We start from the raw sequence: 22,806 nt of genomic DNA, 5'->3' as shown, positions 1-22,806 counted from the left end.
GCGCGGATATTATCAGTAAGTAATTTACTCGTAGGTAAATTCACTCGCGGCCTCTGGAGCGCCCATGTCCGGCACGACGACGCAGCCGATCCCGCCCACCCCCGTCCGGTCCTGGTGGGGCTGGGGGTGGGAGGGAGCCCACCCCGACGACGCCGAGTGCGTGGCGTTGGGCGCCCTGCTGCCCGGCACCCTGGCCCGCCCGCTCCCCGTACCCCGCGTCGCCGATCTGCGCATCGGGTCGCCCGCGATCGAGCCCTCCGCGAGCCTGGCGCATCTGATCAGCACCGACCCGGCCGATCGCGCGGCCCATGCGATGGGCAAGGCGTACCGGGACGTCGCGCGCGCCCTGCGCGGCCGCCCGGGCCGGATCCCCGACCTGGTCGCGTTCCCGACGCGGGAGCGGGAGGTGGCCGACCTCCTGGACTGGGCCGGCGAACACGGGGTCGCTGTCGTGCCCTTCGGCGGCGGCTCCTCGGTGGTGGGCGGCGTGGAGTACCGGGGCGACGCCCATCGCGCCGTGCTCTCCCTCGACCTGACCGCCATGGACCGGGTGACGGAGGTGGACACCGCCGGTCGGGCAGCCCGTATCCAGGCGGGGACGCTCGGCCCCAGCCTGGAGAACCAGTTGCGGCCGCACGGCCTGACGCTCCGGCACTTCCCGCAGAGCTTCGAGTTCTCCACCCTCGGCGGCTGGCTCGCGACCCGGGCCGGCGGGCACTACGCCACCGGTCGCACCCACATCGACGACTTCGTCCAGTCCCTTCGGGTGATCACCCCGGCGGGCGCCTCGGAATCGTGGCGGCTGCCCGCGTCGGGCGCGGGTCCCTCGCCCGACCGGATGTTCCTCGGCTCGGAGGGCGCGCTCGGGATCATCACCGAGGCCTGGGTACGGCTCCAGGCCCGCCCGGTCCACAAGGCCTCGGCCTCGCTCGCCTTCGACGACTTCGGCGCCGCACTCGGGGCGGTCCGCGCTCTCGCCCAGTCCGACCTCGCTCCCGCCAACTGTCGACTGCTCGACTCCGGCGAAGCCGCGCTGTCCGGTGCCGCGCGGGACGGATCGGCCGTCCTCGTCCTCGGCTTCGAGTCCGCCGACGCCCCGGTGGGTCCCCGGCTCGCCCAGGCCGTCGACCTGGCCCGCTCCCACGGGGGCCGCTGCGAGCCGTCCTCTTCCGGTACGGGGGACGCGTCCGGAACGGGGGACGCGGCGGTGAGCGCGTGGCGCTCGGCGTTCCTCCGGATGCCGTACCTCCGGGACGGCCTGGCGCGGATGGGCGCCGTCGCGGAGACCTTCGAGACCGCGGCCACCTGGGACCGCGTACCCGCCCTCGTCGAGGACGTCCGCAGGGAGGTCGGCGAGGCGGCGCTCAAGATCTCGGGCCACCCGGCCACCGTCAACTGCCGCCTCACGCACGTCTATCCCGACGGCGCCGCGCCGTACTTCACGGTGCTCGCCGCAGGGCGCCCCGGCGACGAGGTCGCCTTGTGGGACGATCTCAAGGCGGTGGCGAACGAGGTGCTCCACCGCCACCGGGCCACCATCACCCACCACCACGCCGTCGGCCGCGACCACCGGCCGCAGTACGACCGTCAGCGACCGGAGCCCTTCGCCCTCGCGCTGCGCGCCGCCAAGGGCGCCCTCGACCCCCACGGCATCCTCAACCCGGGGGTGCTGGTGGACTGAGCGGGCCGCGCATCGACGGGCGGGGTGGCCCTGGGGCCGTGAACGTTCCCGGCGGGTGAGGTGCCCCCGGGTCGGTGGACGTTCCCGGCGGGTGTGGTGGCTCCGGGCCGGTGGACGTTCTCGGCGGCTGTGGTGGCTCCGGGCCGGTGGACGTTCTCGGCGGGCCCGTCAGGACGGAGCGGCGTCGAGCTGCCGGAGCCGGGGGAGGGCCTCGATCGCGCCTCGGCCCCGGCCACGTCCGGCGCCGTCGGCCTGTGGAAGACCGGCCCCGGTGCGACGCACTCGTGGATGGCCCTCGCGATGACGTCCGGATCACCGCTGTTCACGGGGGGAACTCGCGCTCGCTCCGACCCCGTCTAGCCGAGGGCGCGGATGATCTCCGCCGTGAAGGCGTCGAGATCGTCCGGCCTGCGTGAGGTGATCAGAGTGTGTCCCGCGGAGGTGTCGACGACGACCTCCGCGTCCACCCACGTGCCGCCCGCGTTCTCGAGATCGGAACGGAGCGAGGGGTACGAGGTCAGTTCGCGGTCCCGCACCAGTCCGCTCTCCACGAGGAGCCAGGGGCCGTGGCAGACGGCCGCGACCGGCTTGCCGGCTTCGGCGAAGGCCGACAGCAGGCGTTGGGCGTCGCGGTCGGTCCGGAGCTGGTCGGCGTTGAGTGTGCCGCCCGGCACGATCACGGCGTCGAACTCGTCCGCCGTCGCCTTCGCCAGGGTGGTGTCCGGCTGGACCACCGCACCCGGTCGGCGGTCCGAGACGAGCGTCTGGACCGCGTCGTCCTCCTGTGCGGCGACCGTGACGCGCGTGCCGGCGTCACGCAGGTCGGCCATCGGCTTCTGCAGCTCGTCCTGCTCCGTCCCGTAGTTGGACGTGATGATGAGGACGTTCTTTCCTTCGAGCGGCATGGTGTGCTCCATCCAGGGTGAGAACCTTCGGCGTCTGGGCTCCTCACCCTCAGGACGCGACCCAAACGTCCTATTTGTACATCGAGTGAGGGGGAGGCGCGAGGGGAGGATCGAGGCGGTCCCGTGCGGCGATCCGTACGCGCCACGGGTCGGGGTCAGCCGCGTCGGGATGTCCGGCACGGCGCCGCGAAAGGGTTCCCGATCCCACGGCGGGGTCCTCCGTCCTGAGGCGCTGCCGACGTGCCGCGGTGGAGACGAGGCCTGCCTCCAGGGAGCGGTGGAGAGAGTGCCCTCGGGGTCGGGAGGTTGCGGAGGGGAGTGGGAATCGGAGGCACCGGATACGGGTGGTCCGTGGATCGGAGGGTAGGCGCGCGGCAGAGCGATCGGGCGTCGGGCCCGCTGCCCGCAGTGCTTCCGTGACAGCGGCCCCGGCGCACCGGATCGTGCCGAAACTTCGAGTCCGGTAGTGGAGGACGGTGATTCCGTGAGTGCCGTTGAGCGTCACTCAGACCCCGATCATGCGGACGAGCCCGTGGGCGACCTCGTTTCACGGGCGTCGCGTCAACTCTCCGAACTGGTCCGCGAGGAAATGCAGTTGGCTCGGGCCGAGCTGGCCCAGAAGGGCAGACGCTTCGGCCGGGGCGGAGGTCTGGTCGGCGGCGCCGGCCTCGTCGGCGTCTTCGCCGCCCAAGCGCTGATCGGCGCCGCGATCGCGGCGCTGGCCCTGCTCGTGCCGGTCTGGGCCGCCGCTCTGCTCGTCGCCGCTCTGCTGGCGGCGGTCGCGGCGTTCATGGCCGCCGCGGGGAGGAAGCAGATCGCCGAGGCGGGCACGCCCGTCCCTGAGCAGACCATCGACAACATCAAGGCCGACGTGGCCGAGATCAAGGAGAAGGCACACCGATGAGCCGACAGCCCCGAGACGACGGATTCACGCCGACACCGGAGGAACTGCGCGAGATGGTCGAGCACACCCGTGAGGACCTCGGTCGGACCGTGGAGTCGCTGGCCGCCAAGGCCGATGTGAAGGCCCAGGCCAAGGAGAAGGCGGCCGACTTCAAGGAACAGGCCGCCGAGAAGGCGGCCGACATCAAGGAACAGGCCGCGGAGAAGGCCGCCGTCGTCACCGGTCAGCTCCGCGAGACCGCGACGCGAGCCGGCCGGCTGGTCAAGGACAAGACCCCCGAGCCCGCCCTCGACAAGGCGAGCCACGTCGCGGCGCAGGCGCGCGACACCGCGGTCCACGCCGGGCGGCTCGCCGCCGAACAGACCCCGGACGCCCTCCTGGAGAAGGCCGGGCGGATAGGGGCAGCGGCCCGGTCCAACCGCACTCCGCTGATCGTCGCGGCCGCCGTGCTCGGTGTCTTCCTCCTGGTGCGGCGCGGTAGGAGCAGCCGGTGAAGACCTCCAAACTCGTCTACCGGCCGGCGGGCCTGGCGCTCGGCTTCGCCGGAGGCATGCTCGCACGCGCCGCCTTCAGACAGACCTGGAAGTGGGCCGGGCACGACGACGACGCACCCGACGCCATGGACGAGGACCGCACCTGGCAGGAGATCCTGATCGCCGCCGCGGTGCAGGGCGCGATCTTCGCCGTCGTCAAGGCCGCCGTCGACCGGGCCGGAGCCACCACCGTCCGACGCCTGACCGGCACCTGGCCCGGCTGAACCGCCCGACCACAACGGGAAGGACCGCCCGTCCGGAACAGGTGCCGGCCGCCTGAATCGGCCCCCCGTCCGGGCAGGGACCGAGCGTCCGACCCGAATCGGCCCCGGCCGCACCGACACCGACAGGCGCCGCACGCGATGGCGAGCCCCCGCGCCGCTCTCGGACGCGGCCCGGGCGGCGGGCGCAACCGCCGACGCCGCCCGGCGAGGCGGCACCACCACCGGGGCACCACCACCGGGGCACCACCACCGGGGCGCCACCACCGGGGCGCCACCGGCGCACCACCCGCAGGAATCCGCCACCACGTCCACTCGTCCGGACGTGGTGGCGTCCGCATGTCAGAAGGGCGCCGACCACCTCCGCGCGTGGCATCCGGTGGGCGCCGCGTCCGGAGTGCATCCGATGACCCGCCCGAGACGAAATAACCACCGAAGACAGATCCGTCCCTGGGGTCTTTCTGCCCGGCCTCGTGGCAGGCGTTTCGCTGCCCTCGCAACCGCTCGACCCACAGATGAGGACGGCCCCGGGCGATGGCCGCCGGACGCTCCCCACGGCGTACACCCCAGGCTTTCCTACCGAGGAGGAACCATGGCGCCCGTCGCTTCGTCCCCCGTGCGCACGGCGGTGGTCACAGGAGCCGCGCGCGGCCTCGGCGCCGGACTCGCGCGCGAGCTCGCCGCCCGCCGGATGCGCGTCGCACTCCTCGGACGCGAGGCGCAGACGTTGGAGAGCGTCGCCAGGTCCCTGCCCGTCGAGACGCACGTGTACGAGGTCGACATCACCGACGACACGGCGATGGCAAAGGTGGCGGACGCGGTCGCGGAGGACCTCGGCCCGCCGTCCGTCGTCGTCGCCAACGCGGGAGTCGCCGAGGGTGGCCCCTTCGTCCACTCCGACCCGGTCACGTGGCGCCGGGTGATCGAGGTCAATCTGGTCGGCAGCGCCATCACCGCCCGGGTCTTCCTGCCCGGCCTGCTCGCCACGCGCGGTCACTTCCTCCAGATCGCCTCGACCGCGGCCTTCGGCGCCGCCCCCATGATGAGCGCCTACTGCGCCTCGAAGGCCGGAGTGGAGTCGTTCGCCCGCTCGCTGCGGGCCGAGGTGGCCCACGAGGGCGTGACCGTGGGCATCGTCTACCTCCACTGGACCGACACCGACATGATCAAGGGCGTCGACGACCATGCCGTCCTCCACGAACTCCGCGCCCACATGCCGGCACCCGCCCGCCACGTCCACTCGGTCGAGCAGGTCGCCGACTGGATCGCCCGGGGAATCGACCGCCGCTCCGCCTCCGTCTACGCACCTCCCTGGCTGCGCCTCGGCCAGCTCGCCCGCCCCCTCTTCCCCATGGCCGTCACCCTGCTGTCCCGCCGCACGCTGCCCCGCCTCCTGCGCGAGAACCCACTGGAACCGACCGGCCTGCTGGGCCGCGGCGGCCGACTGGAGGAGACCGAGCTGCGCCATCGCGACGCGTGACGGGCCTTCGGCGGGTACGGCGGGCGGAGAACGGGGCGGGTGTCGGCGGCCGGGCGTTCGTTCAGCCGACGTGGAGCGACGTGACCTCGTAGTACACCGCTGAGCTCGCCGACAGGCCCCGGCAGGTCAGCTGGAGGGGTGGTGTCCGGCGGGCGCGGATCTCGACCTCGAAGCTCGACAGCCCGGCGAGGCGGCCGGTGACACGGATCCGCCAACGGTCGTTGTCGCGGACCGTTTCCTCGATCGCGTAGTCGTGTCGGCCCGACGATCCCGCATGGTGAAGCACGGCGGACAGGGCGGCCTGTTGGGGCGGGATGAGATCGGTGTATCCACGCAGGTGGTCCGCGCTGATACGGTCCGCCAGGTGATCTTCCACCACTGCCACCGCGGAGGAGACGTCGAGGCCGCCGTAGTAGACACCGTCGGGCAGGACGACGACGTTGGGGGCGAACCGGTCGCCTCCCACGTGCGTGCACTCCCACACCAGTTGGGGCCAGCGGTCACTCAGCGCGCGGGCCATCGGCCGGCCGCGGACGGCGCAGCAGGTGTCGTGCAGGCCATGAGCGCAGACCAGGACGAGAGGCGTGCCGCCGTGATCCCCGGGCGCTTCCAAGGCGTCGGCGACCTGCGCGAGATCCTGATCGCTCTGCCAGGTGCCCCACTTCTGACGGTGATCGCCGTCCGTTCCGTAGCGCAGGACGGCCCATCGCGGCGGACCGTCCTGCCGAAGACGTCCATGGCGCCTGATCAGCAGGATGCGGGCGCGCACCACCTGTGCGGCGGAGTAGACCCGTGCCTTGACCTCGGGCTCCAGCGCCAGTCCGTCGAAGCCGTTGGTGGGCCAGCCGGCTCGGTACTCGATGAGGATCCAGACCGAGCCGTACGGAGCCGTGCCCGCGATCGGGTCGCCCCGACGGCGAGCGGCCTCGGCACAGAAGAATCGTGCGGGCGCCGCCATCCGGCCGGCCTCAGGACCCCGCAGGCACCAGTACGCCCGCGCGCAGCAGTCGTTCGACGAAGGGAAGCCCCAGTTCGCCGGCGAAGTGGACGTTTCCGTCGAGGACACGGAGCACGCTCGGCAGGTCCGCCTCCGGGAAGTCGAGCCAGCCGACGCGGGTCGTCAGGCGTCGGCCCTCCAGCCGTGCTTCCAGCGCCGCGCGGAGCCGCACCGGCGCGTTCGGACCGAGGCCGTCGACGGCCGCGAGCTGCGCCAGCGGCCCCATGGGGCCGGGGCGTGCCTGGCCGCGTCGGGTGCGGTGGAAAGCGGGGGTCGGATCGGCCTCGGCGAGGGCGTCGACGAGGCGTCGGCGCACGAAGGCGAGTTCGCCGTCGGGCCCGTCCACACCCAGTGGGAGAGAGCCGCGCATCTCGGCGTCGTCGCGCAGCAGTGCCAGGGCGGACCGCGTCAGCTGCTCGGCGAGCGCGTACCGCGTCCACGTGTGAACGCCGAGCGTCAGGTGGATCGACACCGCGCCCTGCGCCTCGGCGGCGTGAAGCCAGCCGCGCGGCAGGTAGAGAACGTCGCCGGGCTCCAGCACGGTGTCGATGTGCGCATCGCCCCGGGCGGCGTCGGCGATCGCGGCCCGGTGATCGGTCCAGGGCTGGTCGCGCAGCGGGTCCGCGTGCACGGGCTCGTGGATGATCCAGCGCTTGGTGCCGGCGATCTGCACGACGAACACGTCGTGGACGTCGTAGTGGTCGTCGAACCCCCGGTTCTGCGGCGGGGTCACATAGGCGTTGGCCTGCACGGGGTGGCCCAGCTCCGCACCGAGCCGCGCCGCGAAGTCAGTGATCGGCTCCCAGGTGCGCTGAAGCGCCTGTAGCACCAGGGTGCCGCCGTCGGCGAAGCTCCGCCACAACGCGGTGTCGTCCAACTGGTCCGCGACCGACGCACCGACGCCCGCGGAAGAGGTGTACGACGACTCGGGCAGAGTCGAGCCGTCCTTGGCGACGCGCAGGAACGGCGTACGCAACCCGCGCCGGGAGACCAACTCGTCCACCGCGGAGGCCGAGAAGAGGTCGGCGAAGTCACCCGCTCGGCGCGTGAGCAGCGGGGCACGCCCCCAGACCTCCGTGGCGAATTCTTCGCTGCTGATACCGATCAGACGTGTTTCGAGGACACGGCAGCCGTCGTCGGCCGCCGTGTCCCGAAGAGTCGTGGAGGCGGTGCTCAAACGCCGCCGCCACTCTCGCCGGCTCCGCCGTCCGCGCCGCCGTCGTGGGTGCCGGGGGTGCCGGCTGCTCCGCCGTCCGCGGGGCCTTCGGCTCCGCCGTCCGCGCCGCCGTCGTGGGTGCCGGGGGTGCCGGCCGCGCCGCCGTCCGCGGGGCCTTCGGCTCCGCCGTCCGCGCCGCCGTCGTGGACGCCGGGAGTTCCGGCCGCCCCGCCGTCCGCCGGACCTTCCTGCTGCGTGGGGTCGTGCTCGGGGTGCGCCATGCTTCCTCCTGAAGATCGGACGATCGGGGCAGGATGGTTTCCACTCGCGCCCCGTCGCTTCGCTCTTCCAAGCTCACTTACACGGGTACGGGCGGCAACCGGAGCGGGACGCCCCACCGCTCCGAGCCAGGGCCGCAGAAGGCCTGCCTGTGCACGGACGCGCGTACGCGAGATGACTCACCGACCGACCGACCGACCGACCGACCGACCGACCGACGACCGACCGGCCTACCGTTCCGGGCCCGGCTGCTCGACGCGAAGGCCTGCCAGGAGCCGCCGCCCTCCCGAAGACCCGCTGAACAGGCCGCCCGCAGAGGACGCGCCTACTCTGGATGGAGACACCCGCGAGGTCGGAGGTTGTCATGATCATTCTCGGGGTCATCCTGCTCGTGATCGGTTTCGTTGCCAGCATCTCCATCCTGTGGACCATCGGGATCATCCTGGTCGTCATCGGAGTCATCCTCTGGATCCTCGGGGCGGTGGGGCACGCGGTCGGCGGACGCCGTCACTATTGGTAGACGGCTCGACCGGCTCGACCGGCTCGACCGGCTCGACCCGCGCAGGCGCGGAACGTACCGCTCGCGCTGGCCCGGGCCAGCCTGCCCGCGCAGGCTCGGACCCTGCCACCGCAGATACTCGGAAGGCGTCGCCCGCGCCCCCTCGCGTCAGGCTGCCCATCGGACACTCGGACCAGGCGGCGCGAGGTGTACGGCGGCACCCGCAGGGGTGACGCGCCTGAGCTGACGTTCGAGGGGCACGCAGGGGATCCACCCTGGTGGAGCGGGGTATTCAACAGGCAGCACCCCCGGTTCGGACAGGACGAGGAACCACCTTGCTGCACGGCATCGACGTAAGCGCGTATCAGTCCTCCTACGAAACCGACGGCCTTTCCTTCGTCTTCGTCAAGGCGACGGAGGGCAGTACCTACGTCAACCCCAGGCTCGCCACCCAGACGAAGACGGGTCGCGACGCCGGCCTGGTCGTCGGCTTCTACCACTTCCTCTGGCCCGACAACCTCACGGCTCAGGCCGAGTACTTCGTCACCAAGGCACCCGTGCGGGACGGCGAACTGCTGGCCGTGGACTGGGAGACGACCGGCGACGGCACACGAGCGAGCTGCGCGGAGAAGGACACCTTTCTCCGCGAGGTGAAGCGCCTGCGGCCGCACAACAAGGTCGTCCTCTACACGAACCGCGACTTCTGGCTCAACGTCGACACCACCTCGTACGCCTGCGACGGTCTGTGGATCGCGGACTACGTCGCCGCCGGGCGCCCCCGCGTCCAGGCGGACTGGACCTTCCACCAGTACACCGACAGCCCTCACGACAAGAACGTCGCCGCCTTCGCGGACGACCGCGCCCTGCGTGCCTGGGCCCGTGACTGACCCTGCTGTGTCCGGTCTCCACTGCGTCAGCGGCGGGGCAGAACGGACGTGGTCCGTCCGACGGCGGAGGCCCGCAGCGGAGGCCCGCGTCCCGGTCACGACCGGAAGCACAGGTGGGGCTCGACCTTCGCGTGGTGAAGCCGCGTGATCAAGCGTGTACGGGGAATCGGCCCCGCATGAGGCTGATCAGTGAGCACGGACAGCGCCACCCGCGGGCGAATCGATGGCAACCGTACGCCGCCGCGACCCTGGCCGTAGGAGCGGCCGCGGCGGCCGGGTCCATGGCCGTCGACCCGGACAGCGCCTGGTATCGGTCCCTGAACAAGCCCGGGTGGCAGCCGCCGTCATGGGCCTTCGGCGCCGTGTGGACGCCGCTGTACGGTTCGCTGGCCTTTGCGGGAGGGCGGGCGCTGGACCGGGCGCGGGGGAGGGACCGGCGGGGAGTCGCCGCCGGTCTCGGGGTGGACCTGGCTCTGAACGCGGGGTGGACGTGGCTCTTCTTCGGCTGCCGCAGCCCGCGTGCCGGGGCGGTCGGCACGCTGTTGCTGAACGCCGCCAACGTGGAGCTGATCCGCCGGGTGGGCCGTGCGGACGCCGCGGCCGGCCGCGCTCTCCTCCCGTACGCGGCGTGGTGCGTGTTCGCCACGGCTCTGAACACGTCCATCGCCCGCCGTAACAAGCCGAAGGGGAGTCGGCACCCCGCCGCCTCCCGACGTTTCTAGGACCGTCCCCCCCAAGGCTGGCCGGCCACCTCCGGGACGTCTCGGTGTTCAGCCCAGGCTGGCCAGCCACTGCCAGCCGCCGGTGCCGACGGTGGACGGTGTGCCCGGCCCCGTCGCCGTGCCGGGGAGGAACTCCAGGTTCTCGGCGGTGCCGGAGGTACGCGTGGTCCACAGGTCCGCGAATCCGTCGCCGGTCACGTCGCCGGAGGACACCGCGAGGCGGCGATCGGCGACCGTGAAGGGTCCGCCGGTGAGCCCGGTCCCGTCGGCCAGGTGCTGGTTGCCTCGGCCCGCGTACTGCCGGAGCGTGCCGTCGGCGCGGTCGCGGCCCCACACGTCCGGCCGGCCGTCACCGGTCACGTCGCCGGGCAGGAGCACGTCGAAGCCGGCCCATTCGGCGTCTCCGATGTTCAGCGTGGCGCGCGGTGCGAAGGCGGGCATGCCGTCGACCGCGGGGGCGCCTCGATGGAGCCACAGGCCGGTCACGCTGCGCACGAGGACATCGGGCAGTGCGTCACCGTCGATGTCTCCGGCCGCGAAGGGAGTGATGTGCGTCCAGCCGACAGGGCGACCGCCCATGGCGATCCGGGGGCCGAGTTCGCCGCTGCCCTTGTTCGGATAGACCCACAGGGCGTCGCCGATGCGGGCGAGGACGTCCTCGCGGCCGTCGCCGGTCCAGTCGCCTCGGTGGCTGACAGCGGCGCCGGACCAGCCACCGTTGCCGATCACACGGGCCTGGGCGACGCCGCCGCCACCGGTCCCGGAGTAGAGGCGCAGGGTGCCGTCGTCCTTCACGGCGAGGAAGTCGGGCCTGCCGTCGCCGGTCAGATCGCCTTCGACACCGCTGCCCGGTCGGGGCTCGGGATGGGCGGCGGCGCGCAGCATCAAGTGGTCGGAGAGCGGTACGGAGCCCTCGGGTTGGGGTTCGAAGGCGTCGGCGCGCACGGTGTGGAAGTCCCGGGCGCTCATGAAGACGTGGTCGAACTTCTTGGGTACGGCGTTGACGACGACGGTGGGTTCACCCGAGCGGCACTGGCTCACGCCTTGGGCGAGGCACGCGGAGGTGAAGTGTTCCCGGTCGTTCTCGTCCGCTTCGGCGAAGGGGCCGGTGCCGGGGAGTCCGTGGCGGATGGGATCAAGTACCGGGTCGTACGCCGACGCCGTGCCGGCGTTGAGGTCTCCACCGAGGACGACGGGGAGACCGGCGGCCCACGCGTCGATGTGGGACAAGGCCTCTGAGGATCCGTTGTCCGGTTTGATCGCCTGGTCGAGGTGGGTCGTGCAGACCAGGGTGGTACGGCCGTCGACGGGAGCTCGGGCACAGAGCACCGCGCGGGGCTCCTTCTCGGTGGTCAGGTTCGCCCTGTAGGAGTGGGCCTCCGTGCCTTTGACGAGGACGCCCAGCCCGAAGCGTCTGTCGGTGGACCACGCGGCACAACCGTTCGCCTGCGTGGTCTCGGTCCAGACGGCGGTGTAGCCAGGGAGCGCGTCGCGCAGTGCTGCCCACTGGCCGAAGCAGAGTTCCTGCAGGAGCAGCGCGTCGGTGTCCCAGGCCAGTACCTGCTGCTTCACGGCAGCGGTCCACGTGGGCAGGTCGAGGCTGCTGCGGCAGGCGGCGGAGGCGCCGCAGACGTTGTACGAGAGCGTCCGCACCGGCGGCGCCGTGGCGGGCTCGACGGTGTCGGCGAGAGCCGGCCCCGGGAGCATCGCCGCGGTCAGCAGCATGAGCAGAGCGGTGGTGCGGGCAGCCCACGAGCGGGCTCTTCGGTGAAGCGGGACCGTGACCGGTGACACCAGTGACCTTCCTGACGGCGGGGCCGTCCCAACAGGGGGACGGCAGTTGCTGACGCTGGTACGCATTCTCGGACGATCATGAGGAGCGTGGCCAGGGCGGGTCCCGGAGCCACGGTCGCCGAAGCCTCCGGGCCCGATCAACGGCTCCACGCCGGGCAGTGCCGATCGGTTGTGCCCGCAGCTTGGCCCGCAGGCACACCGTGTGCCGCACCCTTCTTCGTCGGCAGGAGGTTTGAGTGGGGTGATCGGGAGCAGGCGTCGGTCAAGACCAATCCGGTTCATCTAGGAGGAGGTCCCGATGTCGGGTACGGAGAAGAGCAAGGCGCAGGTCGAGCAGGCCAAGGGCAAGGTCAAGGAGGCCGTCGGCCGCACGGTCGGCAACGAGCGGATGACCGCCGAGGGCCACGCGGACCAGGCCAAGGGCAAGGCCCGTGAGGCCAAGGAAGACGTCAAGGACGAATTCCGACGCTGACAGGCCACAACCTGCGTGGCTGGGCCCCGACCTCCCCCTTGGGTCGGGGCCCAGCCACGTGCGGTGAAACACCGCCACGGGTGTCCTCCGCCGGTCTCGGGTCGTCGCTCCCGCCTGCTGCGAGCCAGGTGCGCCGGCCAGCGCTGCGTGACGAAGTGCGGAACCCGACTGCTGGCTCGGCGTTGCGAGATCGAGATGGCCGGTCCTTCGCGTCCCCGGACCGCGCTGACAGATGCCAGAAGCCCCCTGCCCGCCCGTACCGCGCCTCCGGACGGACGGCCAACACTCCCTTGGGATGCCGGCCGACCGCCCCCACTCGCCGCGGGTGCGGTCCTTCGTCGCGTACGGCAGCACGGGGACCGTCGTCCGGTTGACGTTCGACGCCAGAGGCTCCGTGGGGGATGACGTGGAAGGCGTCCTCAGCGCTCTGCGGCAGGAAAGGACACTCGTGCTCTGGACCCGCGTGGGCGACGAAGACAACGACGATCCCCACTGCGCTCTGACCAAGAGATCGCCAGTAGCTCACGATCCAGCGCCGCGATCTCCGCCGGCGTCGCCGCCGCCAACCAGGGTGTTGCCTATACGCGCTGGGCCCGGTGGAGAGGGGCGCGCAGGGCACGGGGGCGCAGGGCGACTCGGGCCGCGTTCGCGCCGGGTGCGCCGTGCACGCCGCCGCCTGGGTGGGCGGCGGCTGAGGCGAGGTAGAGGTGCTTCACCGGTGTCTCGGGGCGGCCGGTGCCGGGGGTGGGACGGAAGACCGTCTGCTGGTGCAGGGCTGTGGTGCCGTTGTTGACGGCACCGCCGTGGAGGTTCTCGTCCATGGCCTGAAGGGTCGGCGGAGCCAGGACACGGCGCGCGCCGATCAGGGCGCGGAAGCCGGGCGCGAGCCGTTCCACCTGGGCTTCGATGCGGTCGGCCATCGCTTCCTGTTCGCGGGGGTCCCACCGGCCGGTGATGCCGTCGGGGCCCGCGTCGGAGACGACGTGCTGCGGGAGATGGGTGTAGGCCCACGCCGATTCCGTTCCCGTGGGCGAGCGGCTGGGGTCCGCGGTGGTCATCTGGCCGAAGAGAACGAACGGTTCGTCGGGTACGTGTCCCATGGCGATCTGGGCGGCGAACCGGGTCAGGCCGTCCACCCCGTCGGCGAGGTGGACGGTACCCGCGCCGACCGCCGCCGGCGCCGTCCACGGCACCGGACCCGACAGGGCCCAGTCGACCTTGAAGGTCGCGAAGTCCCACTGGAAGCGCTCCAGGTCTCGCAGGAGGCGCGGCGGAAGGTTGTCCTCGCCGACGAGTTCCCGGTACAGGGTGGGGGCCGAGGTGTCCGCGAGTACGGCCTGGCGCGCGTCGATGCGCTCGCCGCCTGCGGTTTCGACGCCCACAGCCGTGTTCTCGCGAATGACGACGGACGTGACTCGCTGTCCGCACCGCAGGATGCCCCCACGGCGCCGGAGGCGGCGCACGAGGGCCGCCGTGAGGGCTCCGGCCCCTCCGACGGGCACCGGGAACCCGTGGCTCTGGCCGAGCATCGACATCAGCCAGCCGAAGCCGCCGCTGCCGGCCGCCTCGGGAGCCAGGTCCGCGTGCAGGGCGTTGCCCGCGAGCAGGAGCCGGCCCCCCTCGCCGTCGAATTGTTCCTCGCCCAAGCGTCGTACGGGCAGGGCCAGGCTCCGAACCAGCCTTAGCCCGTCGTGACCCCGGAGTTTCGCGGCCAGCCGCAGCCCCGCGCGGATCGGTGGGAACGGCGTGAACAGAGCCCTGACGATGTCTGGCTCCAACCGGTTCCACATCCGGTACATGGCCTCCCAGGAGGCCCCGTCGCCGGCCGCGAACTGTTCCAGTCCGGAGCGGGTCTCCTCCGGGCCGCGTTCGAGCACCGCGCATCGACCGTCCGCCAGGGGGTGGGCGAGCACGCGTGGGGCGTGACTCCAGCGCAGGCCCTCGGCGGCGAGATCGAGCCCTGCCAGTACGGGGGATGCGGCTGCGAGCGGGTAGAAGGCGCTGAAGAGGTCCGAGACGTAGTCCGGGTGCACTCCGCGGTCACTTCGTACGGCCCCGCCCGGCTCCTCCTGGCCTTCGAGGAGCTCCACGCTCCACCCGGCGTCGACCAGCAGGTTCGCGGCCACCAGCCCGTTGGGTCCGGCACCGATCACCACCGCGTCAGGCACGGCGCACCTCCTCGGGCCGTCGCGCCACCACGGCGGCCGGGCGGTCCGGGCTCCGGCGCCGTAGCTGCAGGGCCGTTTCCCTGCCGGGCTCCTGGTGTCGGACGATTGCTAAGCCCTCGGAGGCCCAGGAAGCAGTCCGAATCGAGTACCGCAGCGGGGTACCCGGGCGGGGTGGCCTCGAACGGGACCAACCCGGACGGGCTCGACGCCCACTCCCCGTAAAAGGTCGGATCGAGGAGTACGGCCCACACGTCCCGAGAGGGACGTCGGACGGGCTCATCACGGACGGCCACGGCGATCCTCCTCGCGGAACGGCGGGTGTACGGCCCCGGGGCGGCCCGTACAGCCCGGCCGGGACGCGGCGTGGGGCCCGCGCGCGCTGGCGGGCCTCGCCCGGTCGCGATGCGGCTACCCCGATCGTCGCGTCTCACGCGATCAGGTCTCGGGGTGCTCGTCGCCCTGTCACAGGCGAGGACTGAGGGTGAGGCGTGGTCCCACCGGGGGAGCCCCTCGCGTAGGCAGGCCTCCGTTCGACAGGAGCATCCTGAGAACAGCTACGGCACCGCGCTGGCGTTCAACGAGTCCGTGATGTGCCGGGTGACGAAGCACTCGGAGCTGCCCGACCTGGTGCACCGCCCGACCTGCCCGACCTGCCCAACCTGGCTGACCCGCTGACTCCCGTCGGCGGTCGGCTCACTGGGACGACAACCAGGCGTCGGTTTCCTCGGGGCGGCCGAATCGCAGGACCCTGAGCTGGGCGAAGCGGGGGTCGTCGACGCGGGTACGAATCTCGCGCCTCCGGGCTCCATGGTGTGACCACGCCCACCAGACCGGGTGTTCCCGGCTCAACCAGCCCGCCCAGGTCTCCCGGTTGCCGCCGTAGAGCGACTCGCGTGTGACGGTGCGTCGGAGAGAGCGACGCAGAACGCGAGGCATGATCGCTCGCCGGCGGTAGTCCAGCCAGACCACTGTGTCTGCCCGGTCCCACAGCAGGTCACGAACCTCCGGATAGCCGAGCGAGTCAATGATCCAACGTGGCCGGGAGGTGAGCCGCGACGTGTCGGCGGAGACGTCGCTGTTGACGGCCCAGCCGGGGCCCGTGAAGTACAACGCGTCCATCTCGTGGAAGGGCAGGCCAAGGCGAACGCTCAAGGCTCGGGCGAGTGTGGACTTGCCCGCGCCCGTACTGCCCACCACCAGGATCCGTTCCACAGGCGCACCCTATCCGGCCCCTCACGACAGTCCCGCCTGACGCAGTGAACTGGCCCGAGCCGCCTGCCTTCCCATAAATGGGGTGCCGTCAGATCGCGGCCGGCCGCGCCGCCTTACGATCTCCCGCATGTCGATCACATCCTCTTCCATACCCGTCCTGCAAGGGCGTGGCGCCGCCGTCCTGACCTGGAGGCAGGACGAACTCGTTCTTGAGCGCCGCGGCGAGACGTTGGCGATCCCCGCGAGGGCGGTTGCCCGAGTCCATGCCGACGCGCGGTGCGTGACCGTCGAGTTGAGGTCGCTCGCGGGGGCGACGCCCTCCGTCCAGCGGATCGAGGACGTGAGCGAGGCGGCGGCCGCCGTCTTCGCGGACGCCGTGAACCCGCTGCTGCCCGCGGCGGTCGAGGAAGTCGATGGCGGCGCCCTGGTCGTCGTGCGGTCCTTCGCCAGAACCAGATTGCAGAGGTTCCGGCGCGGACTCGCGTGGTCCGTGCTCGGGTCGTTGGTCGGGGTCGTCGGCCTGGCGGCGACCCTCGTCGCCACGGTGGACGGTCCCGACGCGAAGGGCAGCGCCTTCGTCAGCGGGATCGCCGGTGGCCTCACCGTGCTGCTCACCGGGCTCGCTGTGGCGTGCATCGGATCGTCGCTCCACGAGCGTCGCCTGCGCCGGCACGGCGTGACCGTTGTCGCGGCGCGGACCGACAGGCCGAGGGTGTACCAGTACGAGGACGGCTCCGGCACGACCCGATACCTCTCACACCTGAGCGCGGCACCGTTCGAGCAGGTCAGTTACCACCCACAGGACACGACGGACGTGCTCGTACCCCGAACTCCGTTCGCGCGGATCCTCGATGTCTCGATGGCTTGGCTTTCTGTCCTGGCCGTGCTCTGCACGGCCCCGCTGACGATCTGGATGGTCGTCGAAGCGCTTGGCTGACCCGTTTCCCCGGAGACGTCGTTCCCACGGGGAGGAGATGCCGCCCGGGACCGTACCCGTACCCGTACCGGTGCCGAGGACGGCCGCACCCGTCGGCCGATCCGGCGGTCTGCGAGTCGGACGGCGCTCCGGTTGCCGTACGGAGGAACCCGGCCGGCCCGGATGTGACCCTTCGGCATGCGATCCTTTCGACCATGACGATGCGACGCCGGAGTCAGGCGGAACGAGACGCGCTCACGGTGGAGATGGGATACGCGCTGCTGAGCGCATGCTTCCTCGGTGCCGTCATGTTCGCGACGATCGCCGGTCCGGTAGCCGTCTGGGACCTCCCTCGCACTGTCGAGAAGTTCCTTCTGACCGCCGGAGCTTGGGTGGGTGGAGTCCTCGCGGTGCTCCGGGTCATCCATGTCCTCTGGCGATACGGGCGGCCCCGTTAGGGCCTGTCTCGCAGATCAGGCCGGATCAGGCTGGATTGGGCTGGATTAGGCCGGATCGGGCTGGATCGGGTCGGATCAGCAGGACCAGGCAGGCCGGGCCCGACCGATTCCGCTCCCGGAGCTGCGGCCGTGGCCGTGTTTCACCTTCGTCCTGGACATCGGCGCCGAACCACCCTGCTGCGGTCCATCCCCCCTCGCGCGGACGCCTCGTCCCGTAGGCGCCACTCTCTCCGATGTAACGCCTGCTACATTTCCAATCGTGACCCATGCCGAGCAGGCGACACGGTGGCTGATCCTCGTGATCAAGCTGCCCGCGGACCCGTCCCGCCACCGAGTGGCCGTATGGCGGGAGTTGCGCAAGATCGGCGCACTCTCGCTGGGGCAGGGCATCTGGGCCGTACCGGAGGTGCCGGTCTTCGCGGACGGCGTGCGGCGTGCCCTCGAACTGACCGACGGGGCAGGTGGCCAGGGTGTGACGCTCCAGGCCTCCGGACGTACGGACGAGGACGCGTCCCGCTTCCGGGAGATGTTCACCGCCGCCCGATCGGCGGACTGGGCGGAATTCCTCGCGGACTGCAACAAGTTCGAGGACGAGATCGCCAAGGAGATCCGCATCGCCAAGTTCACCCTGGCCGAGCTTGAGGAAGAGGAGCAGAGCCTGGAGCGGTTGCGGCGCTGGCACCGCGATCTGACCGCACGGGACGTCTTCGGTGCCCCGGAGGCCAACGAGGCCGGGATACGGCTCAAGGAGTGCACGGCCGTCTGCGAGGAGTACGCCGAGCGCGTCTTCACCGCCCTGCACACCAGCGACGAGGAGGCCACGTGAGCACCGCGCCCATAGCCGCGGCCGCCCCGAGGTCGGCCATGTGGCCGCTGTACGCCGCGGGGTTCACCACCGCCTTCGGCGCCCACGGCATCGCCGCCAACCTCGGCGGGTTCTCCGAGGACGCCGTCACCTCGCTCCTCGTCCTCGGCGGACTGCTCGCCCTGTACGACGGTGCCGAGGTCCTGCTCAAGCCCGTCTTCGGCTCGCTCGCCGACCGGATCGGCGGCAAGCCGGTCCTCCTCGGAGGCCTGATCGCCTTCGCCGCCGCCTCCGCGCTGTACGCGATCGCCGACAGCCCGGGCTGGCTCTGGGCCGCCCGCCTCGGCCAGGGCGCGGCCGCCTCCGCGTTCTCCCCCTCGGCCTCGGCGCTCGTCGCCCGCCTCAACCCGGCGGCCAAACGTGGCCGCGCGTTCGGCAGTTACGGCTTCTACAAGTCCATCGGCTACACCCTCGGCCCGCTCCTCGGCGGAGTGCTCGTCTGGGCGGGTGGCCTGCGCCTGTTGTTCACGGTCATGGCCCTGTGCGCGGCCGGCGTCGCCGTGTGGGCGGCGCTCGCCGTACCCGTCGTACCGCCGCTGCCCCGCAAGCGTCAGACGGTCGCGGACCTTGCCCGCCGCCTGGCCGACCGGTCCTTCCTCGCCCCGACCGCCGCGCTCGCCGCAGCCACCGCCGCGCTCTCCGTCGGCGTCGGCTTCCTGCCCGTCTCGGGAGCCGCCGCCGGGCTCGGGACCGTCGCGACCGGCGCCGCCGTGTCGGTCCTCGCCGCCACCGCCGCTGTCGTCCAGCCCAGAACCGGCCGCGCGTTGGACGCCGGCCGCCTGACCACCCGTACCGGACTGCTCACCGGACTGCTCGTCACCGCCGTGGGCCTCGCCGCCGCGGTGCTCCCCGGCCTTGCGGGAGTCCTGCTGGCCGCCGCTCTCATCGGCACCGGCACCGGACTGATCACCCCGCTCGGCTTCGCCGCCCTCGCCGCCTCCACACCGGAGGAGCGGATGGGCCAGACCATGGGGTCGGCCGAACTCGGCCGCGAGCTCGGCGACGCGGGTGGCCCCCTCCTCGTCGCCGGTGTCGCGACCGTCGCGACCCTCACCACCGGTTACGCGGTCCTCGCCGCCCTCCTGGCCGCGGGCCCCCTGCTGGCCCTGGCACGCCGCCCGCGCGCGGCACCGGTGGGGGAGTAGTTCCACGTTCCTGCTCGGGTGCCGTTCGCCGCCGACGGCATCCGGATCAACGGAATCTCCTGCCCGGCGTCAAGGCAGCGGGGAGAACGGGAGGTAGTCCGTGTCCAGGCCGGAGGGGATCGTGGCGTAGCTGCCCTCGGGCAGTTCGTTCCACACACCGGGCAGGTCGCCCAGGGGCTCCGAGACCACGATGCGGGTCTCGTCGGAGATCTCCCTGAGATAGTGCAGTTCCGGGTGGAGGCTCCGGACCGTTTCGGCCCTGCTCGTGTAGAAGAGCGAGCGTGGGCGCCCCCGACTGGCGTAGCGGAAGGCCCACACGCGCTCTCCGTCGCTCACCGCCACCGTCATCTGCAGGGGATCGGGTACGCCGTGTTCGCGGCCGAGACGTTCCACCAGGCCCGCCATGCGGGCCACCGCGCCCGGGACGTCCTGGTCGAGGCCGAAGGTGACCGCCAGGTAGAACATCACCTCGGAGTCGGTCGAGCCCTCGATGGACGGAAAGAGGGCCGGATCGACCGCCATGCAGAGATCGCGCTGCAGCCGGGGGAAGTCGGCGATGGCTCCGTTGTGCATCCACAGCCACCGGCCGTGGCGGAAGGGGTGGCAGTTGGTCTCCTGGATCGCGGAGCCCGTGGAGGCGCGGACGTGGGCGAAGAACAAGGGCGAACGGAGGTGCGCGGCGAGCTCCCGCAGGTTGCGGTTGCTCCAGGCAGGCCCGACATCCCGGAAGACCGCCGGAGTCCCGTCGCGATCGGGCCCGTACCAGCCGATGCCGAATCCGTCCCCGTTGGTCGACTCGACGCCCAGCCGCGCGTGGAGACTCTGATTGATGAGGGAGTGCTCGGGGGCGTACAGCACGCTGTCGAGCAGCATCGGCGTACCCGAGTAGGCGAGCCAGCGACACATCCGCGTCATCCCCTTCCGGACTCTGTTCCGAGCGTACGCCGGTGACGCCCGGCCCCTCGGATCGGAGGTCGGATGAGAGGCCGGGCCGGGTGGCGGGGCGAGGAGCGGAGCAGCACGGAAGGCAGGGCTGACCTGGGCTCGGGCTCACCGCGCGGAGCGGGGTACGCCGGGGAGAGAGCGCGAGCGGCAGCCGACTCGCTGGACGTACCCACAGCGGGTGATTGATCCCGGATCATACGGGTACGCGCAGGTCATCGGAGTTCCGCTGAGGCCCGTCGGCCTGGTGCGTGGATGTGGGTCCGTGGATCCGGGCTCCGAGGTTTCCGGTGGCCCCGTCCGCGACCGCGCGGCCTCGGCCGTCTGCGGATGTCCCGGGCAGGTCGAGACGGCGGCGCGGGCAGCCTGTGCGAGTCAGACGGACGGGCAGCCTGCGGGAGCCAGCCGATGGGCAGCCCGGGCGAGCCGGACGGACGGCCCCCGCGACCGCTGACGGCGGAAGGCCCAGCGGAGGACGAGCGAGCCACATCGGGAGTCGCCCGGACCGGCTCGCGTAGACCCGGCCGCATTCGGATGGAAGGAATCTCGCTCATGACGACGTCATCACCCACCCTCCTCGGCCCGGGGAGCGCCCTCTCCGAGGTCTTCGCGCTCGCCCAGCAGCTGCGTGCCGACTCCGTCCGGGCCAGCACCGCCGCGGGCTCCGGCCACCCCACGTCCAGTCTGTCGGCGGCCGACCTCATGGCGGTCCTGATGACCCGGCACCTCCGGTACGACTGGGACGAGCCCGAGAACCCGGCGGGTGACCACCTCATCTTCTCCAAGGGGCACGCGTCGCCGCTGCTCTACGCCATGTTCAAAGCGACGGGCGCCATCACCGACGACGAGCTCATGACGACCTATCGCCGCTTCGGGCACCGGCTCCAAGGCCACCCCACTCCCGTACTGCCCTGGGTCGACGTGGCCACCGGCTCCCTCGGGCAGGGCATCGCCTACGGGGTCGGGATCGCTCTGGCCGTCCGGGAGCTGGAGAGAAGCCCTGCCAGGGTGTGGGTGCTGTGCGGCGACAGCGAGACGGCCGAAGGATCCGTCTGGGAGGCCCTCGACAAGGCGGGTCACCACCGGCTGTCCCACTTCGTCGCCCTCATCGACGTGAACCGCCTCGGACAGTGCGGCCCTACCGAGCTGGAATGGGACACCGACGCCTACGCCCGCCGTGTCGAGGCGTTCGGCTGCAGGGCGATCGTGGTCGACGGCCACGACCTGGAGGCGATCGACAGTGCCCTGACCACCGCCGGGGACGGGCAGGCTCCCACGGTCGTCGTCGCCAGGACCGTCAAGGGCCGGGGTGTGGCCGAGGTCGCCGACAAGGGCGGCTGGCACGGCAAGCCCCTGCCCGAGGACATCGCGGAGCGCGCGGTCGCCGAGCTCTCCGGCGACCGGGACCTGCGCGTGCGCGGCCCCCGGCCGCCCGACGCCTCGCCCGTCGCCTCGCCCGGCGACGCTCCGCGAGACGGGGCGGCGGAACCGCCCCGCTACGCCGTGGGGGACAAGGTCGCGACCCGGGTCGCCTACGGCGCCGCTCTCGCGGCCCTGGGGGCTCGCCCCGACGTCGTCGCCCTGGATGCCGAGGTCGGGAACTCCACCCACGCCGAGGATTTCGGCAAGGCCCACCCCGAGCGGTACTTCCAGACCTACATCGCCGAACAGCAGATGATCGCCGACGCCGTCGGCATGGCCGTGCGCGGCTTCCGCCCCTACGCCACCACCTTCGCCGCCTTCCTCACCAGGGCCCACGACTTCCTCCGCATGGCAGCCGTCTCACAGGTCACGATCGCCGTGTGCGGCACCCACTGCGGCGTCGAGATCGGTGCCGACGGCCCCTCGCAGATGGGCCTGGAAGACCTCGCCATGATGCGCGCGATCCGCGGATCCACCGTGCTGTACCCGAGTGACGCCACCTCCGCGACGGCTCTGACCATCGCCATGGCCGACGTGGAGGGGATCTCGTACCTCCGCGCCACCCGTGGCGCGTACCCGGTCCTGTACGCCCACGGCGAGGGATTTCCGGTCGGCGGATCCAAGGTCCTCCGTAGCGGCGAGAACGACGAAGTGACCCTGATCGGAGCCGGGGTCACCCTCCACGAGTGCCTGGCGGCCTTCGAGGAGCTGGCGAACGAGGGCATCCAGGCCCGTGTGGTCGACCTGTACTCCATCAAGCCGATCGACACCCAAACGCTCGCCCGCGCGGCCCGCGAGACCGAGGCGCTCGTCGTCGTCGAGGACCACCACCCGGAAGGCGGCATCGGCGAGGCGGTCCTGTCGGCCCTTGCCACGACGGGAAGCCGTCCGGCCTTCGCCCACCTCGCCGTCACAGGCCTGCCGGGATCGGGCACGACCGACGAACTCCTCGACGCCGCCGGGATCTCCCGCACCCACATCACCCGCGCTGCCCGCACGCTGCTGGACCGGTGGGAGGCATGACCACGCTGAGGGCAGGCGGGGGACGGACGCCGGGCGGCCGGGACGGGGAGGGCAGGTCGGAAGCAGACCCCGGAGTGCCGGGACGCTACGGCAGACCCGTGATGCACCTGTGGTGCACCCGCGAC

Annotated in this window: 22 protein-coding genes; 14 read left to right on the top strand and 8 right to left on the bottom strand. The window is 71.9% G+C overall.

From position 1 onward, the window contains the following. The first annotated feature begins 64 nt into the window (after positions 1–64). Positions 65–1,681 carry an FAD-binding oxidoreductase gene (locus ABT129_RS03575; RefSeq protein ID WP_351896045.1) on the top strand — a complete coding sequence of 539 codons (1,617 nt, stop codon included), beginning with the start codon at positions 65–67 and terminating at the stop codon, positions 1,679–1,681. 356 nt (positions 1,682–2,037) lie between these two features. On the opposite strand, the gene ABT129_RS03570 is transcribed toward ABT129_RS03575, so the two are convergent. Then, positions 2,038–2,586, bottom strand: a complete 549-nt coding sequence (locus ABT129_RS03570) for a type 1 glutamine amidotransferase domain-containing protein (protein WP_351896042.1) — start codon at positions 2,584–2,586, stop codon at positions 2,038–2,040. A gap of 484 nt (positions 2,587–3,070) precedes the next feature. On the opposite strand from ABT129_RS03570, the gene ABT129_RS03565 reads away from it, so the two are divergent. From ABT129_RS03565 to ABT129_RS03550, 4 genes are all read left to right on the top strand, one after another. After that, on the top strand, positions 3,071–3,490 hold the full coding sequence (locus ABT129_RS03565; RefSeq protein WP_351896040.1) for a phage holin family protein: 420 nt from the start codon (positions 3,071–3,073) through the stop codon (positions 3,488–3,490). Continuing rightward, complete coding sequence (locus tag ABT129_RS03560; RefSeq protein ID WP_351896037.1) at positions 3,487–3,984, top strand: DUF3618 domain-containing protein; 498 nt, start codon at positions 3,487–3,489, stop codon at positions 3,982–3,984. Before ABT129_RS03565 ends, ABT129_RS03560 begins: the two co-directional genes overlap by 4 nt. Continuing rightward, positions 3,981–4,247 carry a DUF4235 domain-containing protein gene (locus tag ABT129_RS03555; protein ID WP_351896034.1) on the top strand — a complete coding sequence of 89 codons (267 nt, stop codon included), beginning with the start codon at positions 3,981–3,983 and terminating at the stop codon, positions 4,245–4,247. The genes ABT129_RS03560 and ABT129_RS03555 overlap by 4 nt, the downstream gene beginning before the upstream one ends. A gap of 589 nt (positions 4,248–4,836) precedes the next feature. Next, positions 4,837–5,724 (top strand): SDR family oxidoreductase, encoded by an 888-nt coding sequence (locus ABT129_RS03550; protein ID WP_351896032.1) that lies wholly within the window; start codon positions 4,837–4,839, stop codon positions 5,722–5,724. A gap of 61 nt (positions 5,725–5,785) precedes the next feature. Here the strand turns inward: ABT129_RS03550 and ABT129_RS03545 are convergent, their stop codons facing one another. The 3 genes from ABT129_RS03545 to ABT129_RS03535 are packed head-to-tail and all read right to left on the bottom strand — an operon-like array spanning position 5,786 to position 8,158. After that, entirely contained in the window at positions 5,786–6,682 is an 897-nt protein-coding gene (locus ABT129_RS03545; protein WP_351896030.1) for a ferredoxin family protein, read from the bottom strand. A 10-nt stretch (positions 6,683–6,692) separates the two neighbouring features. Next, complete coding sequence (locus ABT129_RS03540; protein WP_351896029.1) at positions 6,693–7,898, bottom strand: cupin domain-containing protein; 1,206 nt, start codon at positions 7,896–7,898, stop codon at positions 6,693–6,695. After that, entirely contained in the window at positions 7,895–8,158 is a 264-nt protein-coding gene (locus ABT129_RS03535; RefSeq protein WP_351896027.1) for a BatC protein, read from the bottom strand. Before ABT129_RS03535 ends, ABT129_RS03540 begins: the two co-directional genes overlap by 4 nt. A 362-nt stretch (positions 8,159–8,520) precedes the next feature. Here ABT129_RS03535 and ABT129_RS03530 point away from each other — a divergent pair, with 362 nt between their 5' ends. The 3 genes from ABT129_RS03530 to ABT129_RS03520 all read left to right on the top strand — a co-directional run bounded on the left by ABT129_RS03530 (position 8,521) and on the right by ABT129_RS03520 (position 10,264). Beyond that, on the top strand, positions 8,521–8,676 hold the full coding sequence (locus tag ABT129_RS03530) for a DUF6131 family protein (protein WP_200429637.1): 156 nt from the start codon (positions 8,521–8,523) through the stop codon (positions 8,674–8,676). A 314-nt stretch (positions 8,677–8,990) separates the two neighbouring features. Then, positions 8,991–9,542 (top strand): glycoside hydrolase family 25 protein, encoded by a 552-nt coding sequence (locus tag ABT129_RS03525; RefSeq protein ID WP_351896024.1) that lies wholly within the window; start codon positions 8,991–8,993, stop codon positions 9,540–9,542. A 176-nt stretch (positions 9,543–9,718) separates the two neighbouring features. Next, a complete protein-coding gene (locus ABT129_RS03520) occupies positions 9,719–10,264 on the top strand; it encodes a TspO/MBR family protein (RefSeq protein ID WP_351896022.1) in 546 nt (181 codons plus the stop codon). Positions 10,265–10,312: 48 nt separating this feature from the next. On the opposite strand, the gene ABT129_RS03515 is transcribed toward ABT129_RS03520, so the two are convergent. Next, complete coding sequence (locus tag ABT129_RS03515; protein WP_351896020.1) at positions 10,313–11,989, bottom strand: FG-GAP-like repeat-containing protein; 1,677 nt, start codon at positions 11,987–11,989, stop codon at positions 10,313–10,315. Positions 11,990–12,356: 367 nt separating this feature from the next. Here ABT129_RS03515 and ABT129_RS03510 point away from each other — a divergent pair, with 367 nt between their 5' ends. After that, entirely contained in the window at positions 12,357–12,530 is a 174-nt protein-coding gene (locus ABT129_RS03510; RefSeq protein WP_351896018.1) for a CsbD family protein, read from the top strand. Positions 12,531–13,108: 578 nt separating this feature from the next. Here the strand turns inward: ABT129_RS03510 and ABT129_RS03505 are convergent. Continuing rightward, positions 13,109–14,698 carry a phytoene desaturase family protein gene (locus ABT129_RS03505; RefSeq protein WP_351896016.1) on the bottom strand — a complete coding sequence of 530 codons (1,590 nt, stop codon included), beginning with the start codon at positions 14,696–14,698 and terminating at the stop codon, positions 13,109–13,111. 693 nt (positions 14,699–15,391) lie between these two features. Next, the gene (locus ABT129_RS03500) at positions 15,392–15,910 is read right to left on the bottom strand and encodes a P-loop NTPase family protein (RefSeq protein ID WP_351896014.1); all 519 of its coding nucleotides are present in this window, start codon (positions 15,908–15,910) and stop codon (positions 15,392–15,394) included. A gap of 127 nt (positions 15,911–16,037) precedes the next feature. Here ABT129_RS03500 and ABT129_RS03495 point away from each other — a divergent pair, with 127 nt between their 5' ends. The 4 genes from ABT129_RS03495 to ABT129_RS03480 all read left to right on the top strand — a co-directional run bounded on the left by ABT129_RS03495 (position 16,038) and on the right by ABT129_RS03480 (position 19,294). After that, positions 16,038–16,847 carry a hypothetical protein gene (locus tag ABT129_RS03495; RefSeq protein WP_351896012.1) on the top strand — a complete coding sequence of 270 codons (810 nt, stop codon included), beginning with the start codon at positions 16,038–16,040 and terminating at the stop codon, positions 16,845–16,847. A 194-nt stretch (positions 16,848–17,041) separates the two neighbouring features. Further along, positions 17,042–17,284: a DUF6332 family protein gene (locus ABT129_RS03490; RefSeq protein WP_351896011.1), complete on the top strand. Its 243-nt coding sequence runs from the start codon at positions 17,042–17,044 to the stop codon at positions 17,282–17,284. 259 nt (positions 17,285–17,543) lie between these two features. After that, positions 17,544–18,110 carry a Chromate resistance protein ChrB gene (locus ABT129_RS03485; RefSeq protein ID WP_351896009.1) on the top strand — a complete coding sequence of 189 codons (567 nt, stop codon included), beginning with the start codon at positions 17,544–17,546 and terminating at the stop codon, positions 18,108–18,110. Between the two features lie 38 nt (positions 18,111–18,148). Continuing rightward, the gene (locus ABT129_RS03480) at positions 18,149–19,294 is read left to right on the top strand and encodes an MFS transporter (RefSeq protein WP_351896501.1); all 1,146 of its coding nucleotides are present in this window, start codon (positions 18,149–18,151) and stop codon (positions 19,292–19,294) included. A gap of 69 nt (positions 19,295–19,363) precedes the next feature. Here ABT129_RS03480 and ABT129_RS03475 read toward each other — a convergent pair whose 3' ends face one another. Beyond that, the gene (locus tag ABT129_RS03475) at positions 19,364–20,200 is read right to left on the bottom strand and encodes a class II glutamine amidotransferase (protein ID WP_351896499.1); all 837 of its coding nucleotides are present in this window, start codon (positions 20,198–20,200) and stop codon (positions 19,364–19,366) included. Between the two features lie 588 nt (positions 20,201–20,788). Between ABT129_RS03475 and ABT129_RS03470 the strand changes: the two genes are divergently transcribed. Then, positions 20,789–22,681: a transketolase gene (locus ABT129_RS03470; RefSeq protein WP_351896006.1), complete on the top strand. Its 1,893-nt coding sequence runs from the start codon at positions 20,789–20,791 to the stop codon at positions 22,679–22,681. The last annotated feature ends 125 nt before the right edge of the window (positions 22,682–22,806 follow it).

Origin of the sequence: Streptomyces sp. NPDC002057 (genome assembly GCF_040296665.1) — a bacterium.
GTDB lineage: Bacteria > Actinomycetota > Actinomycetes > Streptomycetales > Streptomycetaceae > Streptomyces.
Note: the sequence above shows the minus strand (reverse complement) of the source record. Positions and strands in the feature narration are given on the sequence as shown.

Coding starts and splice junctions, on each gene's coding strand:
- ABT129_RS03490 (WP_351896011.1), top strand. CDS start 17,042: ATGACGATGCGACGCCGGAGTCAGGCGGAACGAGACGCGCTCACGGTG.
- ABT129_RS03520 (WP_351896022.1), top strand. CDS start 9,719: ATGAGGCTGATCAGTGAGCACGGACAGCGCCACCCGCGGGCGAATCGA.
- ABT129_RS03470 (WP_351896006.1), top strand. CDS start 20,789: ATGACGACGTCATCACCCACCCTCCTCGGCCCGGGGAGCGCCCTCTCC.
- ABT129_RS03550 (WP_351896032.1), top strand. CDS start 4,837: ATGGCGCCCGTCGCTTCGTCCCCCGTGCGCACGGCGGTGGTCACAGGA.
- ABT129_RS03510 (WP_351896018.1), top strand. CDS start 12,357: ATGTCGGGTACGGAGAAGAGCAAGGCGCAGGTCGAGCAGGCCAAGGGC.
- ABT129_RS03475 (WP_351896499.1), bottom strand. CDS start 20,200: ATGTGTCGCTGGCTCGCCTACTCGGGTACGCCGATGCTGCTCGACAGC.
- ABT129_RS03530 (WP_200429637.1), top strand. CDS start 8,521: ATGATCATTCTCGGGGTCATCCTGCTCGTGATCGGTTTCGTTGCCAGC.
- ABT129_RS03560 (WP_351896037.1), top strand. CDS start 3,487: ATGAGCCGACAGCCCCGAGACGACGGATTCACGCCGACACCGGAGGAA.
- ABT129_RS03495 (WP_351896012.1), top strand. CDS start 16,038: ATGTCGATCACATCCTCTTCCATACCCGTCCTGCAAGGGCGTGGCGCC.
- ABT129_RS03515 (WP_351896020.1), bottom strand. CDS start 11,989: ATGCTGCTGACCGCGGCGATGCTCCCGGGGCCGGCTCTCGCCGACACC.
- ABT129_RS03575 (WP_351896045.1), top strand. CDS start 65: ATGTCCGGCACGACGACGCAGCCGATCCCGCCCACCCCCGTCCGGTCC.
- ABT129_RS03545 (WP_351896030.1), bottom strand. CDS start 6,682: ATGGCGGCGCCCGCACGATTCTTCTGTGCCGAGGCCGCTCGCCGTCGG.
- ABT129_RS03570 (WP_351896042.1), bottom strand. CDS start 2,586: ATGCCGCTCGAAGGAAAGAACGTCCTCATCATCACGTCCAACTACGGG.
- ABT129_RS03480 (WP_351896501.1), top strand. CDS start 18,149: ATGTGGCCGCTGTACGCCGCGGGGTTCACCACCGCCTTCGGCGCCCAC.
- ABT129_RS03535 (WP_351896027.1), bottom strand. CDS start 8,158: ATGGCGCACCCCGAGCACGACCCCACGCAGCAGGAAGGTCCGGCGGAC.